Below are 17,378 nucleotides of genomic sequence, written 5' to 3' on the forward strand. Positions count from 1 at the left end.
GGTGTGGCACGTCCTGTCCGCGAGGTCCGTCGCCGCTGAGACTGGGTCGCATGACGAAAGAACTGGCGGGAAAGGTCGCCCTGGTCACGGGGGCCGCGCGCGGGGTCGGTGCGGCGACGGTTGCTTGGCTGCACGCCCGCGGGGCACGGGTGCTGGCCACGGACATCCGGCCGGAGGTGGAACGGTTCGCGGACGAGGACGGAGTGGCCGTGCTGGTCGGCGATGTGTCCGAAGAGGACGTTGCCGTGCGGTCGGCGGCTGCGGCGCTCGAGCGGTTCGGCGGGCTCGACATTCTGGTCGCCAACGCTGGTCGTTCGGTGAACAAGCCGGTCACCGAGACGACGGCGGCGGACTGGGACGAGGTGATGTCGGTCAACGCTCGCGGAGCGTTTCTGCATGCGCGAGAGGCGTTTCGGGTGATGCGCGACCACGGCGGGGGAGCGATCGTCACAGTCGGTTCGTTCGCTTCCACGGTGGGGCTGGCCGAAGCGGCGGCGTACAGCGCGTCCAAAGGGGCGCTGGCGCAATTGACGAAAGTGCTCGCGCTCGAAGGCGCTCCGCACGGAATTCGGGCGAATGTTGTTGCCCCGGGGGTGATTGAGACCGATCTGCTCGACACCTTCCGTGCTGACAGCCGGGCGTATCAGCGGTCCTTCGGCGACGCCCATCCGCTGGGGCGGGTCGCACAGCCCGAGGAAATCGCCGAGGTGATCGGGTTTCTGGCTTCACCGCGGTCCGCGTTCGTCACTGGTGCGGTCGTCGCGGCCGACGGTGGCTACACCGCGGCTTGATTTTTCTACGCAGAAAGGAATATCCCATGCGGCTCAGCGGCAAGGTCGTGCTGCTCACCGGGGCGACCGGCGGGATCGGACAAGCCACGGCGGAACTGTTCGCGCGAGAGGGGGCCAGCCTGGTCGTCACCGACGTCGATCAAGCGGCGGTGGAGAAGCTCGCTCAGCGGCTGGAGACCGAGGTCCTCGCCGACCGATTGGACGTCTCCTCGCCGGAGGACTGGCGCGGCACGATCGGACGGACCCGGCAGCGGTTCGGCCGCCTCGACGTGCTGGTCAACATCGCGGGGATCGTGGACTGGCCGGGCATCGAGGATACCGCGCCGGAGGCCTGGGACCGGGTGATCGCGGTCAACCAGACCGGGACCTGGCTCGGGATGAAGACCGCGATGCCGCTGCTGCGCGCCTCCGGCAACGGATCGGTCGTCAACACTTCCTCGGTGCTGGGCCTCGTCGGCAGTGGCGCGGCTGCCGCGTACCAGGCGTCCAAAGGGGCGGTGCGGCTGCTGACCAAGACCGCCGCCGTCGAGTACGCGACGCGCGGCGTCCGGGTCAATTCGGTGCATCCGGGCGTCATCGCCACGCCGATGATCCAGGACCTGCTCGACGACCAGGGCGACCGGCAGCCCGACATCGTCCGCACGCCGATGCGCCGCGCGGGCAGTCCCGCCGAGGTCGCGCACGCGATGCTTTTCCTGGCCAGCGACGAATCCTCGTTCGTCACCGGAACCGAACTGGTCGTGGACGGCGGGCTCACCGCGTACTGACGCCGGCGTGATCTACTATCCGGCGTAGTATCTGGACCGGCGAGAGGAACACCATGGCGGGTGCCCGCAGGCGGCGTTCGAGCCGGGTTGCCGCTGGTGCTCGCGGCGGGTTGGGCGCGGGGCTCGTCCTGGCCGGGTTCGCGGGCGGGGCGGCGTTCGCGGCGGCTGCCCGGGCGGCTCCGGCCGAGCGCAAAAGCGAACTGCCGCCCATGGCAGCGGGGCATGAGGTGCTGCCGACAGCTGCGCGTCCGCCGGAGATGGAGCTGGCGGTTCTGAAGTCCGCGGTCAAAACCCGCGACGATCGGCTTCAGCGAGAAAAGGCCCGGCAGGAACCCCGTGCGTACGCGCCGGTGACGGGCACGATCACCTCCAACTACGGCGGCCGCTGGGGAACGACCCACTACGGACTGGATGTAGCGAACGACATCGGCGCCCCGGTCCGGACGCCGCTTGCCGGGACGGTCGTCGAGGCCGGTCCGGCGAGCGGGTTCGGGCTGTGGGTCCGCGTCCGGCACGAGGACGGCACCGTCACGGTGTACGGGCATATCAACCGTTACGTCGCCTCCGCCGGGCAGCGCGTGGCGGCCGGGCAGGTGATCGCCGAGGTGGGCAACCGCGGGCAGTCGACGGGGCCGCATTTGCACTTCGAGGTCTGGGCCGACGGGGAGCGCAAGACCGACCCGCTGCGCTGGCTGCGGGGGCTCGGCGTGCGGATCGAACCGGGCGGGTGACCTCGGGTGGACGCCGGGACGGAGCGTGCGCGACAATACATGCACGTTTCACTATATGTCAGGGACGGTGCGGGGTGAGCGAGCACAAGACGGGGCACGGCCACGGCCACGGGGTGGCGGCGGGCGCGGACCGCACGTGGCTGGTGCGGGCGCTGGTGCTGATCGTCGGGTTCATGGCGGTCGAGCTGGTCGTCGGCCTGATCGCCGGGTCGCTCGCGCTGATCACCGACGCGGGCCACATGCTCACCGACGCCGCGTCGATCGTGCTCGCGCTGGTCGCGATCCGGCTGGCCGCGCGTCCGGCGAAGGGCGGGTTCACCTACGGGCTCAAGCGCGCGGAAATCCTGTCCGCGCAGGCCAACGGGATCACCTTGCTCCTGCTCACCGCGTGGTTCCTCTACGAGGCGGTGACCCGGCTGATCGATCCGCCGGAGGTCCAGGGTGCGCTGGTGCTGGTGACGGCGCTGGCCGGGATCGCCGTGAACGTCGCGGCGAGCTGGTGCATCAGCCGGGCGAACCGGTCGAGCCTGAACGTCGAGGGCGCGTTCCAGCACATCCTCAACGACCTGTACGCGTTCATCGCGACCGCGGTGGCCGGCGCGATCGTGTGGTGGACCGGGTTCGCCCGCGCCGACGCGATCGCGGCGCTGGTGGTCGCCGCGCTGATGGCGAAGGCGGGCTGGGGGCTGGTCCGCGAGTCCGGCCGGATCTTCCTGGAGGCGGCGCCCGCCGGGATCGATCCCGAGGTGGTCGGGGAGCAGGTGGCCTCGGTTCCGGACGTGGTGCAGGTGCACGACCTGCACATCTGGCAGATCACCTCCGGCGAGCCCGCGTTGTCCGCGCACGTGCTGGTGCGGCCCGCCGCCGATTGTCACGCGGTGCGGGCGGGGATCGAGGAGATCATGCGGTCCCGGCACCGGCTGGACCACACGACGCTGCAGGTGGACCACGTCGACGAGGACCGGGCCGAGCATTGCGAAGGGGCGCACGGGCCGACTTACCGGTTCACCGGGCGCAGCTGAACCCTCGGAAGGAACCGCATGCAAATCACTCTGGCCGCTGCTTCGGCCGCGGGCGGCTGGACGCTCGTGGCGATTTTCGTGGTCCTCGCGATCCTGCTGACCGCGATCGGCGTGGCACAGGCCCGCGACCCGGCCCGGCGGCCTCCGAAAAGCGAGGCGGAGAGCGGAGACGAACCCGAATGAGCGAGCCCTAGGATGCGTGGCGTGCAGGGACTCGGCGAGCTGGAATCGGCGGCGATGGACGTCTTGTGGCGCGCGGGCGAAGCGCGCACGGTCCGCGAAGTGCTGGAGGAGCTGAACCGGGACCTGGCTTATACGACTGTCCTTACCGTGCTCGATCATTTGCACAGCAAGGGCTGGGTGGAACGCGAGAAGCGCAGCCGAGCCTATTGCTACACGCCGACTCTCTCGCGAGAGGAAGCCGCCGCACGCGCGATGCGGAATCTGCTTGCTGATGTCGGCGATCCCGAAGGGGTGCTGCTGCATTTCGCGCGGTCGGCGTCGGACGGGGAGCGGGACGCGTTGCGGCGCGGGTTGCGGAAGCGCTCGTGATCGTCTCCGCGGCGCTCGTCGTGACTGCGGCGGTGGTGGGTTTCTGCGGACCGGCTCTCCTGCGCCGGGTGTTGCGGGCACGGGTGCCTGCACCGTTGCGGTTTGTCGTGTGGATCCTGTTGCTGGGCAGCATGATCGCGGCTGGAGTCGGTGCGGTGGCGGCCGCGTTCGGGCCGGGGCACGAGGTGGCGCGGAGGCTGGTCGCGTGGCTGCGTCTTGATGCGTTGCGGCATCACGAAGTTCTGCATCTGGACGAGGTGGTCGGCGTATCCGGCGCACTGCTCGCGGCGGGGGCGGCGGGAGCGTTCGCGCTGGCATCAATCCGCCTGTACCGGCAACAGCTTCGGTTGCACGACCGGCATTTCGCGGAATTGTCGATGGTGTGCCGGGCCAGGGCGGGCGTGTGGTGGCTGCCGTTGGACGAGAAACTCGCCTACAGCATTGCCGGAAAGCCGGACCTGGTAGTGCTTTCCGAAGGACTCGCGAAGGACCTCTCCGGCCCGGAACTCGCTGCGGTGGTCGACCATGAAAGGTCCCATCTGCGCGGACGGCATCATCGGCTCGTCGGATTCGCGCACGCGGTCTCGGCCGCACTGCCCTTCGTTCCGTTGGCCCGGCAGTCGCCGGAATTCGTTGCTGCGGCGGTGGAGTTGAGTGCGGACGCCGCGGCTGGCCGTCGGCATGGACCGGCGACAGTCAGTGCGGCCTTGGATCGGATGCATCCGGTGCGGTCGGCGGCCACAGCGCTCCGGCTCGAACACCTCGCCCGCAGTCGCGGCAACGCGGTAACCAGCATTCTCGCCGTTGCGGCCGCAGCGTTACTCCCAGTGAGCACTGCCGCGGCCCTGATCGTCGCCGGAGCTTGGACGGCCACTCCCGCCCTGCTTCACGCCTGACCGCTATGACTACTATGTCCGTTAGTAATCGGGAACGGGGGCAGATCAGGTGCTGGGGCGAAAAACGCAGATCATCGCGGGGATCCTCGCCGGGCTGGCGCTGACGGCGGGCTGCACGGCCGCACCGGAGCCCGGTCCCGCCGCCGGGGACGACCAGAAGACCAGCGCCGCGCCGGCGCCCGCGACCCTCGACCTCGGGCCGAAGGACGGCTCGAACGACGTCGCGCCCGGCGAGCCCGTCACCGCGGTGGCCGGAGGATCCACGCTCAGTGACGTCACGGTCGCGGCCGCGGACGGCACCCCGGTCCCGGGCGAGATGGACGCGGCGAAGCAGCGCTGGAACACCAGCAAGCCCCTCGAATACGGCACGAAGTACACGCTGACCGCCCGCTCGGTCGGCGCGGACGGCAACCCGGTGACCCGCACCAGCACCTTCACCACCGCGACCGCCAAAGCGCAGGCTTACCCGTCGGTGATCCCGCTCGACGGCGAGACCACCGGCGTCGGCATGCCGATCACGATCAAGTTCTCCGCGCCGGTCGCGGACAAGGCCGCCGCGGAAAAGATGCTCACCGTCACCTCCGACAAGCCCGCGACCGGAGCCTGGCGCTGGTTCGGCGACGACGAGGTGCACTACCGCACCAAGGAATACTGGCCCGCGTACTCCACGATCGTCCTCGACATCAAGATCGCGGGCCGCGCGCTCGGCAACGGGGTGTTCGGCAAGGCCGACCGCAAGATCACGTTCAAGACCGGCGCGTCGATCATCTCGAAGGTGTCGGACAACGAAAAGCAGATGCGGACGTACAAGGACGGCCAGCTCGTCCTGACGTCGCCGGTCAGCCTTGGCAAGCCGTCGGCGCGCAGCGTTTCGGGCACCATGCTGATCATGACCGTGCAGTCTCCGTACACAATGGACTCCAGCACGTACGGCGTGCCCACCGACGCACCGGGCGGCTACCGCACCACGGTCAAATACGCGCTGCGGCTCACCAACTCCGGCCAGTTCCTGCATTCCGCGCCGTGGTCGGTCCGGCAGCAGGGCCACTCCAACACTTCGCACGGCTGCCTCAATGTCAGCGTCGAGAACGCGAAGTGGTTCCACGAAAACTCCCATCGCGGGGACGTCGTGACGGTGACCGACACCGGAGTGGACCTCAAACCCGGCGACGGCTGGACCGACTGGCGGTTCAGCTGGGACGAATGGCAGAAGAAGGTCTGACCCCGCCGCGTGGCGGCGCACCGGGGGATGCCGGTACGCCGCCCGCACGTTGCAGCTGCTGGCGCGGCGTTCGCGAGCCGTGAGGGGAACCCTGAGGGAATCAGATTCCCTCAGGGTTCCCCTCACATACTGCACGCCCGCGGACCGGGCCGGCGGATCAGACGGATTGCCGGGGCTGCGGGGAAAGCACGTCCTCTCCGTAAATCCCCTGCAGCCAGTTGGTCTGGTAGATCGTGTCGAGGTACCGGTCGCCGAGGTCAGGTGCGACGGCCACCGCGGTCAGATGATGCGCGTCGTGTTCGGACAGCCAGCTGGTGGTGCCGCTGACGACAGTCGCGGTCGAGCCGCCGAAGAGGAATCCGTTGCGGGCCAAGCGGTGACACGATCAGACGGAATCCAGTTCGTCGACCAGGACGACGTCGTCCGCACGGATCAGACGGATTGCCGGGGCTGCGGGGAAAGCACGTCCTCTCCGTAAATCCCCTGCAGCCAGTTGGTCTGGTAGATCGTGTCGAGGTACCGCTCGCCGAGATCCGGTGCGACGGCCACTGCGGTCAGATGATGCGCATCGTGTTCGGACAGCCAACTAGTGGCCCCGCTGACCACAGTCCCGGTCGAGCCACCGAACAGAAAACCGTTGCGGGCCAAGCGGTGACACGCCCGGACCGAATCCGGCTCCTCGACAAGGACCACGTCGTCCACATAGGACTCGTCCAGGATCGCCGGGCGCACGCTCGTGCCCAGCCCCGGCAGCATCCGCCGGCCCGCCGGGCCGCCGAAGGTCACCGAGCCGACGCTGTCGATCGCGACGATCCGCACCGGGCGGTGCCACTGCCGGAAGAACCGCGCGCAGCCCATCAGGGTGCCCGTGGTGCCTGCGCCGACGAACAGCACGTCGAGGGCCGGGAACGCGGCGGCGATCTCCGGCCCGGTCCGGTGGAAGTGCGCTCCCCAGTTGTCCGGGTTGGTGTACTGGTTGAGCCACACGTACCGCTCGTCCGACGCGCACAGCATGCGCACGTGGTCGATGCGCGCCCCGAGGAAACCGCTCTCGGGACTGGGTTCGGTGATGATGTGCACCTCGTTGCCGAGCGCCTCGATCGCGCGGCGGGTCGCGAGGTTGCAGCGGGAATCGGTGACGCACAGGAACTTGTACCCCCGGCTGGCCGCGATCATGCTCAGCGCGACGCCGAGGTTGCCCGAAGAGGACTCGACGATGATCGAGCCCGGCCGCAGCAGGCCGTCGCGTTCGGCCGCGTCGACCATTTCGGTGGCGGCCTTCAGCTTGATGGAGCCGGCGAAGTTGAAGCCCTCGCACTTGAGGAACAGCGAATAGCCGAAACTCCAGCGGAGGTCGACGTACAGCGCCTCCTCGTTGAAGGCTTCGGGAACGGTGATGACACGCACAGTTTTCTCCTCGTCAGAACAAAAGCTCAGGGGCGGACGGCGCTCAGCCATACCGGCGCAGGTCGTGGAAGAAGTCCTCGATGACGTGCAGTCCGCCGGCGTCGGACACTCTCTCGTGGACGAAGGCCCCGACCGCGAGGTCGAGGACGCCGAGCCCGAACGGGGAGAAGATCAGCGGCTGGTCGGCGGGCGGGCTGATCCGGCCGGACAGCACGTCGTCCAGGGTGCCGAGCAGGAAATCCCGGCTGCCGGTGCGCTGTTCGACCAGATGCGGCGAGGTGTTGGCCTTGAGGCAGTGGTCCACGTCGTCGACGATGTTCGCCGACGCCAGCAGCACCTCTGGCGCCAGGTCGCGCAAGGAAACGTGCAGTACCAACGGGTTGTGCGAGAACCACGAAGGATCGTGCACGTGCGGTTCGCCGGCAATGGTCGCGAAGATCACCAGATCGCTGTCGCGGATCAGGCCTTCGGCCGTGTCGTGCACGCTGATGTCCCCGGCGAACCCGGACTGCTCCAGGTAGCCGCGGAATCCGGCGGCGCTTTCGGCATGCAGGTCGTGCACGTTGATCTCGTCGAACTCCCAGCCGGTTCCGGCGAGGAAGGTGTGGATGTAGCGGGCGATCAAGCCGACGCCGAAGAATCCGACGCGCCTCGGCCGTTGCCGGGTCCGGCTGAGCCAGTCCGCGGCGAGCGCGGCGGACGCGGCGGTCCTGGTCGCGCTGATGATGGAGCTTTCCAGGCAGGCGAACGGATACCCGGTCGCGAGGTCGTTGAGGATCAGCACCGCCGACGCCCTCGGGATCCCGGCGGCGACGTTGCCCGGGAAGCTGGAAATCCACTTCAGGCCCGCGACGTTGGTCTTCCCGCCGAGCGAGGCGGGCAGGGCGATGATCCGGTCGGCCGGGCGGTCGGGGAAGCGCAGGAAATACGACGGCGGGTTGACCGAATCGCCGGCGCCGTGCACCCGGTAGGCGGTCTCGACGAGGTCGACGACCTCCCGTTCGCGCCCGGTCAGCGCCTGCTGGACCTGGGCTCCGGAGATCACCGCGAACGGCGGCACGGCGACCGGCCCCGCGGCCGCGGATTCGGCGGTGAAGGATTGCGTGGTCACTGGGTTTTCCCCTCGGCAGCGAGCGAGCAGTCGGAAAGTCGTACCGGGTCGGCGAGTCCGACGAGCACCTCGCGCGGGCCCTCGTAGGCGTCCCGGCTGTGCGCGGTGCGGACGTTGTCGACCAGGAGGAGATCGCCCGCCTGCCACGGCTCGCGGACGGTGTGCTCCTCGTACACCTCGTTGAGCAGTTGCACGACGTCCTCGCCGATCGGGTCGCCGTTGCCGAAGCGGGTGTTGAACGGCAGCCCGTCCGCTCCGTAGATGTCGACCAGGTACTCGTGCACCTCGGGCGCCATCGTCCACTCGTTGAGGAAGGCGATCTGGTTGAACCAGCAGCGCTGGCCGGTGACCGGATGCCCGACGATCGCGCTGCGGCGCTGCCGGGTGCGCAGTCCGCCGTCGGGCTGCCATTCGAACTCGATCAGGTTGGCGCGGCAGTAGTCCTCGATCGCGGAACGGTCCTCGGTGCCGAACGCTTCGGCGACCGACGCCCCGATCTCGTCGTTGAAGCTGCGGGTGAGCAGCCAGCCGTCGCGCTCGAACCGCGCGCGCAGGTCGGCGGGCAGCGAGGCCAGCACGGCGGTGGAATCGCTGACGCCGGTGACCCCGCCCGCGGACGGCGGGCTGACGCAGGCGAACAGCATGAGTCCCGGGAACTCGAGGGTGTAGCTCAGTTCGTGGTGCATGCACATCGGCTGGTTCGGCGGCCATTCCGTCGAGGAGTGCACCCCGCCGGGGTAGGCCGCGCGCGGCGCGAAGGCCTCCTGCTCGGTCATCAGCAGGTCGGTCAGCCTCCCGAACACGGCCGCGACGGCGGTCTGTTCGGCGAGCCCGAGACCTCGGACGAGCACCGCGCCGTATTCGGCGACGAGTCTTCGCACCGTCTCCCGGTGCGTGCTCGCCCAGCCGGCCGGGTCGCCGCCTGCCTCGGCCCGCAGCACCGCGGGCAGCCCGGGACAGAAATCCGGCTCGGGCGGGGAAGTCTTCGGCAGGAATTTGGACAACGACATCGTGGAATCCCTTCGATTTCCGCGGTTGCAGAGGGTCAGGAGCTTCGGGACGAGGACCGGCTGTCGATCAGCTCGGCCAGGTCGGCGAGCACCGGATGCTTGGCGACGTCCTTGATCGAGACCGCGCGGTCGAGCGCGATCGCCAGCTTGACCGCGGACAGCGACGTGCCGCCCCGGCCGAAGAAGCTGTCCCGGCGGCCGATCCGGCCGGACCGGATGCCGAGCACCTGCGCCCAGGCCCCGGCGAGCCGCTGTTCGGTTTCGGTGACCGGCTCGTCGTAGTCCTCGTCGACCGCGTCGAGTTCGGCGGCGAGCACGGTGAGGTTCTTCTTGTCGATCTTTCCGTTGGCGGTCAACGGCAGCTGCTCCCGCCAATGGAACGCCGAGGGCAGCATGTACTCGGGCAGCGCGGCGCCGAGCTGTTCCCGCAGCAGCTCCAGGTCGAGCTGCTCGCGGCTGGAGTAGAACGCGACCAGCCGCTTGCTCTGCCCGCGTTCGGCCACGACCACCGCGCCGTCGCGCACCCCGGGCACCCGCAGCAGCGTGTTCTCGATTTCGCCGATCTCGATCCGGAAACCGCGGATCTTGACCTGGGAATCGCGCCTGCCGAGGAATTCCACCTTGCCCTCGGGCAGCCAGCGGCCGTGGTCGCCGCTGCGGTAGAGCCGGGCGTCGGGCCGGTGCGGGTCGGTGGTGAACGCCCGCGCGGTGCGCTCCGGGTCGTTGACGTAGCCGCGGCCCACGCACACCCCGGAGAACACGATCTCGCCGGGCGCGCCGAGCGGGACCGGGTCGAGCCGCTCGTCGACGATGTACACGCGCACGTTCTGCACCGGCGGCCCGAGCGGCACCCGCTCCCGCGTCGGCGCGCGGTCCATCACCTCGTGGTTGGTGTCGTCCGAGGTTTCGGTGAGGCCGTAGGCGTTGACCAGCTTGACGTCCGGCATCGCGGCGAACCAGCGTTGCGCCAGTTCGGTTTTGAGCGCCTCGCCGGTCACCGAAACGCAGCGCAGATCGGGCAGCGCGACCGGGTTCTTGTCCACCGCGGACAGGACGACCTCGAGGTAGGAGGGCACGACCTGCAGCACCGACACCCCGCCGCTGCCGAGCCGGTCGACGAACCGGTCGGCGTCCAGGATCACGTCCTGCTCGATCAGCAAGGTCTTCCCGCCGACCAGCAGCGCGGAAACCAGCTGCCACAGCGAGATGTCGAAGCACTGCGGCGCTACCTGCGCGACCACCGAGTCCTCGGTGATGCCGAGGTCGTTGATCTTGGCGTAGAGGTGGTTGACCATCCCGGCGTGCTCGCACATCGCGCCCTTCGGCTCGCCGGTCGAGCCCGAGGTGAAGTAGATATAGGCGAGCTGGCCGGAATCGACGGCGACGGCGAGATCCTCGTCGGAGTGGTCCTCCTCGTACGCGGCGTCCACGAACACGGTGCGCACGCCGGGCAGCGATTCGACCGCCTTGCGCAGCGTCGTCGTGCTGCCCGGTTCGGTCAGCACCAGTTCGCAGTCGGCCCGGCGCAGCGTGGTCGCGATGCGGTCGGTCGGGAAATGCGGCTCGATGGGCAGGTAGACGCCGCCCGCCTTGAACACGGCGAGCACGGCGGCCATCCAGTCCAGATTGCGTTCGGTGACCACCGCGACGACGCCCTCGCGCCGCAGCCCGCGCGCCACCAGCGCCCGCGCCAGGCGGTTGGCGCGCCCGTTGAGCTCCCGGTACGTCCACTGCCGGTCGCCGTGCACCGCCGCGATCGCGTCCGGGCGGCTGGCGACGTGACGCTGGAACAGCTCGTGGCAGCGCAGGTCCGGCACCTCGACGTGCGGCCCGGCGAGGCCTTCCAGCTGCAGTTTGAGTTCCGCGGACGACAGCAGGGTCGTTTCGCGGTGCGGCGCGGCGACGTCGGTGCGGATCAGCGCGAGCGCGCTGAGGTGGTAGCCGAGAACGCGTTCGGCGGCTTCGGAATTCAGCACCTCGGTGCGGAAGCGCAGCCGGAGCGTCTCCAGGTCCGGCGACACGTCCAGCCGCAGCACGGTGTCCCCGGCGAGGTCCCCGGCGGTGCCGGTCGGGTCAAAGACCGTTTCGAACGGCGGCGCGACGATGCCGAGTTCGGTGCGCAGTTCGTCGACCGGGAAGTCCCGGAAGGCGGCGGTCCGCGCGTCGACCTCCGCGGTGTGCTCGATCAGTTCGCGCCAGGTGCCGGATTCGGTGCTCAGCCGGCAGGGCAGCGGCGCCCCGCCGGGCCCGGCGACGTAGCCGGTGCACACCTGCTGCTCGCCCGAAAGCGCGGCGAGCACCTTGGCGTGCGCGGCGAGCAGCACCGAACTCAGCGGCACGCGCAATTGCTCGGCCAGCAGCCGCAGCCCGGTCGCGATCCCCCGGGGGATCGGCGTTTCGTGGTCGCCGATCGCGGAGCCTGACTCCAGCGTCCAGCGCGGGACGCTGGTGCGTCCGCCGGCGGCGAGTACCTCGCGCCAGTGCTCGCGAACCGCTCCCAGTCCGGTTCTCATGGGTCGTCCTTCCCGTGGTTGTCGTTGCTCCGTCACGATTTCGCCGCCAGCTGACGGCGGGCGGCCCGGATTTCGTGCGCGGGGTTCCCGCCCCAGTGCGCGTGGTCCGGGACCTCAGTGCCCTTCATGAGGAAGGAATCGGGGGCGAGCGTCGAGCCGTCGCCCATCGTCACGCCGTAATGCACCAGCGCGCCGGTGCCGACGACGCAGCCGCTGCCGATGGAGATGCGGTCCATCTTGTAGCCGCCGTCCTCCTGCGAATGGCACTGGACGACGGACCCGATGTTCAGTGTGACGTTGTCTCCCATGCGCACCAACGTCTTTTCGATGATGAGCGCGCCGTCGTCGAACAGCCGCTTGCCGACCTTGACGCCCAGCAGCCGCCAGACCACGCTCTTGAACGGGGTCCCGTCGAGCGCGCGGAAGATCGCGCCGGCCGCGGCCGCTTTCCAGAACCGTTCCTGGCGCCAGAACCGCCGGTCGTAGATCGAGCACGACACCGGGTGCATCGGCCGGATGAACACCGTGATCCGTTCCAGGGCAATGAAATAGAGCATGCCGTAAAGCAGCATCGCGGCCGTGTCGATCGCGAACAGCGGCGGGCCGATCAGGTCGTAGTACACGTCCGAGGCCCAGGTGAGCAGCAGCAGCCCGTAGAAGAACACCCAGTGGGACAAGGCGTACAGCAGCATGCCCCCGACGTTGTGCCGGGTCTTGGCGGCCAGCCTGCGGCGGAATTCCTCCGGCGTCTTCGGGTGGTCGAACTGGCTGTCGCGCTCCACCGAGCGCGGGATCTCGAAGCTGGGGGAGCCGAGCAGGCCGACGCCTTCGCGCACCGGGCCGTCGAGCGGGACCAGGACCTTGGTGGCCAGCAGGCAGTTGTCGCCGGTCTTCGCCCCGGCGGGGTAGACGACGTGGTTGCCGAGGAAGTTCTTCGCCCCGACGTGCACCCGGGACAGCCGGAACGAGGTGTTGGTGTACTCGGCGTTGACCACCGACAGGCCGTCGGCGACCATCGTGCCCGCGCCGGAGGAGAAGAGGTACGGGTTCTCGTATTTCTCGTCGAGCCCGAAGTTGGAGCCGGTCTGCTCTTTGTTCGACACCTTGCAGCCCAGCAGGCGCAGGTAGTTCACGATGGCCGAGCTGTCGCCGAAGAGCGTCTTGAAGAACCGCAGGTTGGTGAGGATGCGGATGGCGCGGTGCGCGGTGTAGCGGAAGGTGTAGAGGCGGTAGACCTCGCCGGGTTTGAGCGCGAGGTTCAGCAGCCGCGGCACGAACGTGACGATCAGGAAGCCGGTCAGCCGCAGGCCGAAGTACAGGATGAAGGAGACGACGAAGGCCTTCCAGTAGAACTGCGGCTCGGCAAAGTCCAGGACGGCCGTGCCGAGTCCCATCGCCGGGCTGAGGTCCGGCAGCGTGTTCAGCACGAAGCCGAGCAGGCCGAGCACCAGCGGGGCCAGCAGGAGAACCGCGGTCAGGGTCTGGCGCACGGCGAACAGCGCCCGCCGGACGCTGCCGCAGCTGCGCGGTTCGACCCGCCGGTAGTGCACGTCGGCGGGGACCGCGGGGACGCCGTGCCAGCTCTGCCCGTCCGGAACCGATTGCCCGGCGTGCAGGGACGACGCGTGCCCGAGCTGGGCGTTCGCGCCGAGCCGCGTTTCGATGTCGATGACGGACATCTCGCCGACGTAGGAGCGAGCGCCGATCGAGACCGGGCCGGTCCGGATCACGCCGTCGTGGGCGCGATAGGTGGTGAAGTAGGTGTCCTTGCAGATCACCGCGCCTTCCCCGACGGTGAGCAAATCGGTGCACACCGGGACGAAGCGCGAGAAGATCGTGACGCCCTTGCCGATCTTCGCGCCCAGCGCGCGCAGGTACAGCGAGTAGAGCGGGGAACCGACGAACAGCGGGACCAGCGGGTTCCGCTGGACGAGCGTCTTGACCACCCAGAACCGGAGGTAGCCGAGACTCCACAGGCGGATTTCCCCGGGTTTCCAGCGACCGACGAGGATCCATTTGAGCGCGATCGGAAGGGTGCACAGCACCGCCAGCACCATGGCGCCGAAGACCACCGCGCGCAGGTAGTAGTCGAGCAGGCCGGTGCCGGCCAGAATCCAGTCGGTGCCGACGCCGAGCACCCGGGCCACGAGATACGAATAGGCGAAGAAGATCAGCAGCTGCAGTGTCCCGCAGCCGAAGTATTCGAGCCGGCTCGCCCGCTTCGGCGGCTCCGCGGGGGCCGCGGCGGGCGTCTCGGCGGGGACCTCCTCGGTCTCGGCCAAAGCGGAGACGAGACTGGCGATGGTCGGATTCCGGTAAATGTCCTTGATGGAGACGGCCGGTAGATCGGCACGCTTGCGCACGCGCGCGCAGAACTGTGCCATCACGAGCGAGTTGGCCCCGAGATCGGCGAAGAAGTTGCTGTCGACCGACACGTTTTCCTGCCCGGTGACATCGGCCATCACCTGGGCGAATGCTTCTTCGGTGTCGGGTGCCGGACCGGGGCGGGCGGTCGGGTACTCGGTGAGATCCATATTCTTAATCATCGGTGGATGTAACGCCGACGTAACCTACGGACGTCGGTGTTGACAATTTCGTGACCTGTTCGATGCGAGTCGCGGTTGACAAATGCGACACGGTTCTTGATTGAGGTCTAGACCACGTAAGCGGCCATTAATCTGGCAAAGAGGACTAATGCCGTGAATGCCCTTTGTTTTTCAACAGCCAGTGGCGGTTGTCGACGGATCCGGGACGGTCCGGCGAAGGGTTCCGGTGAAGTCTGATCGTCGTCGTGCATTTACCGCAAACCGATCCTCCGCACGGGCGATGTTACCAGGATTTCCCCGCTTTCGGGGGGTGGATTCCCCTGTTGGCGGAGGCGGAGCTGGTCCGCTGGGGTGAAATCCGTGGCACAACGAGTGGCGCGAAGTCGCTGTGCGGAGGCGGTCTCGGGCTGCGGTCCGGTTCCGCCGTGCTCGCTGAGGGCGCCCGTCAAGGTTCCTTGGTCCTCGAATTCGGTGACATTATGTTCCGGACCGGAATATGCAAGCGCTGCTTCGCGGGATTGATGGCACTTTCGAGGGAATTGCCGTCCCGGGTCGTGGGTTTGTGCCATCAGGGTGAGATTCGCGGCGAACGGATGGTGTAGTTGCGCTGTTCGGGGGATGCCGGACTGCTCTGCGAAAGTTTTTCGCGGGTGTGCCGCCCGAGGTCGGTGTTCGCCGGAGGGCCGCGCGGAGAGCTTCCCGGGAGGAAACGGCCGATTGCGGTATTTCCGCGTCCGATGGCCGGGTTCGGCCGCGGCGTCGGTCCGGTTGCTGGAATTATGTCGCTTCTCGTGGTTTTCTGGCCGCATTGAAACATTTTCGTGTTGTCCGGATTTCCCGGATCGGGCCGTGGGGAAACATGAAAGCGATGCCGCCCGCACTGGGATTTCGAGTGCCGCGGCGATGTCCGATGCCGCGTTTGGCGAAAACGATTACCGTTATGCCGCGCCGGCGGGCGGCGAACTGGCCGGGCGCGGTGGCGATTTCGCGACCGCTGGACGTCGTTGCCTGCGCGCGGCTTGTCGCCGGAGTTGGCCGTTTCGCGCATGGTCTGGCTGCGTGAGGTGCTGCTTCCGCTCGTTGCTGAAGCTGGCCGTTTCGCGCATGGTCTGGCTGCGTGAGGTGCTGCTTCCGCTCGTTGCTGAAGCTGGCCGCGTCGCGCATGATTTGGCTGCGTGAGGTGCTGCTCCGGCTCGTTGTCGGAGTTGGCCGTTTCGCGCATGATCTGGGCTACGTGAGGAGCTGCTCCCGGCGGGATCGTCGCGGTGGCCCCCGCGCGCTCCGGAATTGCTGCCGCTGCTGCTCGGAATTCTTCTGGCCTGCTGCGCGTACCGTCTTGGATGCGCGCTGTCCCGGAACCGGCTCGCTGTCCTGCGACCGGCGGTCGTGAAAGCCGACGCGGCCGGTTTTGCCGCGCTCGCCGAGGCGTCGATCGATCATGTGCCGGGCGAGCGTCTCCGGAAGCCCGGCGACGGGCCCGCGTTTCCCGGCCTGCGATCGGCTGACCCGGCGAGCGTGTTCGGGGCGTCGGGCTCGACGGCAGTGCTGGCGCCGCACCAGGCGACTGCTCGGCTGGTCGCGGCGGGCGACTGTGTCTCTCCAGTCCTGCGTCCGGTGCGGGGCGCCTCATCTCTTCCTGGGCTCAGCCCGGTTCGCCGCCGACGCGGCTTTCCTGTCCGGACTGCGAGCCCCGACTGTCGGGGGAGATCGGCTCGACCCGGCGAACTGCCGGACTGTACTGGCGGCACGGCGCGGTCGAAAACTGCGGGGTCGCAACTATTCGCCCGGATTGCCTAGGTCGCTCTCGACGCCGAGGACGGCATCCCGCTGGGTGCACTGGCGTCGCGGCGCGGGCCGGAGCTGCGACGGCACCGGCCGGCGAACGCGGGGAAATCGCGCTCGCCGGAGGCAGTCTGGCGCTCTGCTTCCTCCGGGCACCGGAACGCACCGCCGAAGCCTTCCCCTGAACCGGAAATCAGCGGGCCTGCGCGAACCGGAGATCGCTGCTGGCTCGGCGAACCGGAGGCTGCCGCGCTTACCACTGTCCGAAGTGGACAGTCTCGCTCTCCGGCTTCCGCTTGCGAGTGGCCGGGGAAGCGCCCGCGGAGATCTTGGCGTCGGCGTCGTAGCCGATGGCGATCGCGCCGACCGGCTCGTGGCTGTCGGGCACGCCGAACTCGGTGCGCACCTTGGCGTAATCCTCCGCGCCGATGCCGAAGTACACCGCGCCGAGCCCCTCGTCGACCACGGTCTGGAGGATCAGCAGGACGGCCATGCCGGTGTCGATGTACCAGAACGGCACCGGCCAGTGGTCCTCGCTGCGGTCGGTCCAGCCCTTGTCCGGCTGGGCGTAGCGGTCGAGGTAAACGTCTTTCACCGAGAACGGGATCACGATCACCGGCGCGGCCTTGGTGGCCTCGTCCAGTGTCCAGGACGAGAGGGTGTCGGCGAATCGCCGCACGTCGTCTCCTTGCAGCACCAGGAAAGCTTGGCCTTGCGAGAACCCGGCGGACGGCCCGCGCAGCGCATTGCGCATGATCCGCCGGAGGCTGTCCCCGGGCACCGGCTCGTCGGTGAACTTGCGCACCATGCGCCTGCGCCGCACGACTTCCTGAAACTCCATCGCTGCCCCCCGGAGGAAATTTTTTCGGGCAATTGTATTGCGCCGGCTTCGCCGTCGCGGCGGGATCGCCTTTAAGTCGGCGTGTGGAGGAGCAGCGTGCCCGGCCCGGGGGCTGAACTTCGGCGGGTTGCTCGGGTCGAACATGCCCTTGCCGAGCGCGTCGCACGAGGCGCCGATCTCCGGGTAC

The 17,378-nt window shown here is 68.6% G+C and carries 16 protein-coding genes; 9 read left to right on the forward strand and 7 right to left on the reverse strand.

The features are described 5' to 3' along the window. The first annotated feature begins 50 nt into the window (after positions 1-50). The 8 genes from ACWDNU_RS18985 to ACWDNU_RS19020 all read left to right on the forward strand — a co-directional run bounded on the left by ACWDNU_RS18985 (position 51) and on the right by ACWDNU_RS19020 (position 5,981). Positions 51-791 (forward strand): SDR family NAD(P)-dependent oxidoreductase, encoded by a 741-nt coding sequence (locus ACWDNU_RS18985; RefSeq protein ID WP_449669822.1) that lies wholly within the window; start codon positions 51-53, stop codon positions 789-791. Positions 792-817: 26 nt separating this feature from the next. Next, a complete protein-coding gene (locus ACWDNU_RS18990; protein ID WP_449669823.1) occupies positions 818-1,558 on the forward strand; it encodes an SDR family NAD(P)-dependent oxidoreductase in 741 nt (246 codons plus the stop codon). A 53-nt stretch (positions 1,559-1,611) separates the two neighbouring features. Continuing rightward, positions 1,612-2,289 carry a M23 family metallopeptidase gene (locus ACWDNU_RS18995; protein ID WP_449669824.1) on the forward strand — a complete coding sequence of 226 codons (678 nt, stop codon included), beginning with the start codon at positions 1,612-1,614 and terminating at the stop codon, positions 2,287-2,289. A 74-nt stretch (positions 2,290-2,363) separates the two neighbouring features. Beyond that, complete coding sequence (locus tag ACWDNU_RS19000) at positions 2,364-3,311, forward strand: cation diffusion facilitator family transporter (RefSeq protein WP_449669825.1); 948 nt, start codon at positions 2,364-2,366, stop codon at positions 3,309-3,311. Positions 3,312-3,329: 18 nt separating this feature from the next. Then, positions 3,330-3,494 carry a hypothetical protein gene (locus tag ACWDNU_RS19005; RefSeq protein WP_449669826.1) on the forward strand — a complete coding sequence of 55 codons (165 nt, stop codon included), beginning with the start codon at positions 3,330-3,332 and terminating at the stop codon, positions 3,492-3,494. A gap of 21 nt (positions 3,495-3,515) precedes the next feature. After that, positions 3,516-3,863: a BlaI/MecI/CopY family transcriptional regulator gene (locus ACWDNU_RS19010; protein ID WP_449669827.1), complete on the forward strand. Its 348-nt coding sequence runs from the start codon at positions 3,516-3,518 to the stop codon at positions 3,861-3,863. Continuing rightward, on the forward strand, positions 3,860-4,759 hold the full coding sequence (locus tag ACWDNU_RS19015) for a M56 family metallopeptidase (RefSeq protein WP_449669828.1): 900 nt from the start codon (positions 3,860-3,862) through the stop codon (positions 4,757-4,759). Before ACWDNU_RS19010 ends, ACWDNU_RS19015 begins: the two co-directional genes overlap by 4 nt. Before the next feature lie 49 nt (positions 4,760-4,808). Continuing rightward, positions 4,809-5,981 (forward strand): Ig-like domain-containing protein, encoded by a 1,173-nt coding sequence (locus ACWDNU_RS19020; protein ID WP_449669829.1) that lies wholly within the window; start codon positions 4,809-4,811, stop codon positions 5,979-5,981. Between the two features lie 157 nt (positions 5,982-6,138). Here the strand turns inward: ACWDNU_RS19020 and ACWDNU_RS19025 are convergent, their stop codons facing one another. From ACWDNU_RS19025 to ACWDNU_RS19050, 6 genes are read right to left on the reverse strand one after another with little or no spacing between them, the layout of a single operon-like run. Then, on the reverse strand, positions 6,139-6,354 hold the full coding sequence (locus ACWDNU_RS19025; RefSeq protein WP_449669830.1) for a hypothetical protein: 216 nt from the start codon (positions 6,352-6,354) through the stop codon (positions 6,139-6,141). A gap of 59 nt (positions 6,355-6,413) precedes the next feature. Continuing rightward, complete coding sequence (gene sbnA, locus ACWDNU_RS19030) at positions 6,414-7,388, reverse strand: 2,3-diaminopropionate biosynthesis protein SbnA (protein WP_370936141.1); 975 nt, start codon at positions 7,386-7,388, stop codon at positions 6,414-6,416. Between the two features lie 43 nt (positions 7,389-7,431). Next, the gene (gene sbnB / locus ACWDNU_RS19035) at positions 7,432-8,499 is read right to left on the reverse strand and encodes a 2,3-diaminopropionate biosynthesis protein SbnB (RefSeq protein ID WP_449669831.1); all 1,068 of its coding nucleotides are present in this window, start codon (positions 8,497-8,499) and stop codon (positions 7,432-7,434) included. Continuing rightward, on the reverse strand, positions 8,496-9,509 hold the full coding sequence (locus tag ACWDNU_RS19040; RefSeq protein ID WP_449669832.1) for a TauD/TfdA family dioxygenase: 1,014 nt from the start codon (positions 9,507-9,509) through the stop codon (positions 8,496-8,498). The genes sbnB and ACWDNU_RS19040 overlap by 4 nt, the downstream gene beginning before the upstream one ends. A gap of 35 nt (positions 9,510-9,544) precedes the next feature. Beyond that, the gene (locus ACWDNU_RS19045) at positions 9,545-12,022 is read right to left on the reverse strand and encodes a non-ribosomal peptide synthetase (protein ID WP_449669833.1); all 2,478 of its coding nucleotides are present in this window, start codon (positions 12,020-12,022) and stop codon (positions 9,545-9,547) included. Between the two features lie 32 nt (positions 12,023-12,054). Continuing rightward, complete coding sequence (locus ACWDNU_RS19050; RefSeq protein WP_449669834.1) at positions 12,055-14,568, reverse strand: Pls/PosA family non-ribosomal peptide synthetase; 2,514 nt, start codon at positions 14,566-14,568, stop codon at positions 12,055-12,057. A 717-nt stretch (positions 14,569-15,285) separates the two neighbouring features. On the opposite strand from ACWDNU_RS19050, the gene ACWDNU_RS19055 reads away from it, so the two are divergent. Further along, entirely contained in the window at positions 15,286-15,747 is a 462-nt protein-coding gene (locus ACWDNU_RS19055; protein WP_449669835.1) for a hypothetical protein, read from the forward strand. Positions 15,748-16,603: 856 nt separating this feature from the next. On the opposite strand, the gene ACWDNU_RS19060 is transcribed toward ACWDNU_RS19055, so the two are convergent. Beyond that, positions 16,604-17,191, reverse strand: a complete 588-nt coding sequence (locus tag ACWDNU_RS19060) for a nitroreductase family protein (protein WP_449669836.1) — start codon at positions 17,189-17,191, stop codon at positions 16,604-16,606. Positions 17,192-17,378 lie beyond the last annotated feature (187 nt).

This window comes from Amycolatopsis sp. NPDC003676, assembly GCF_053587275.1.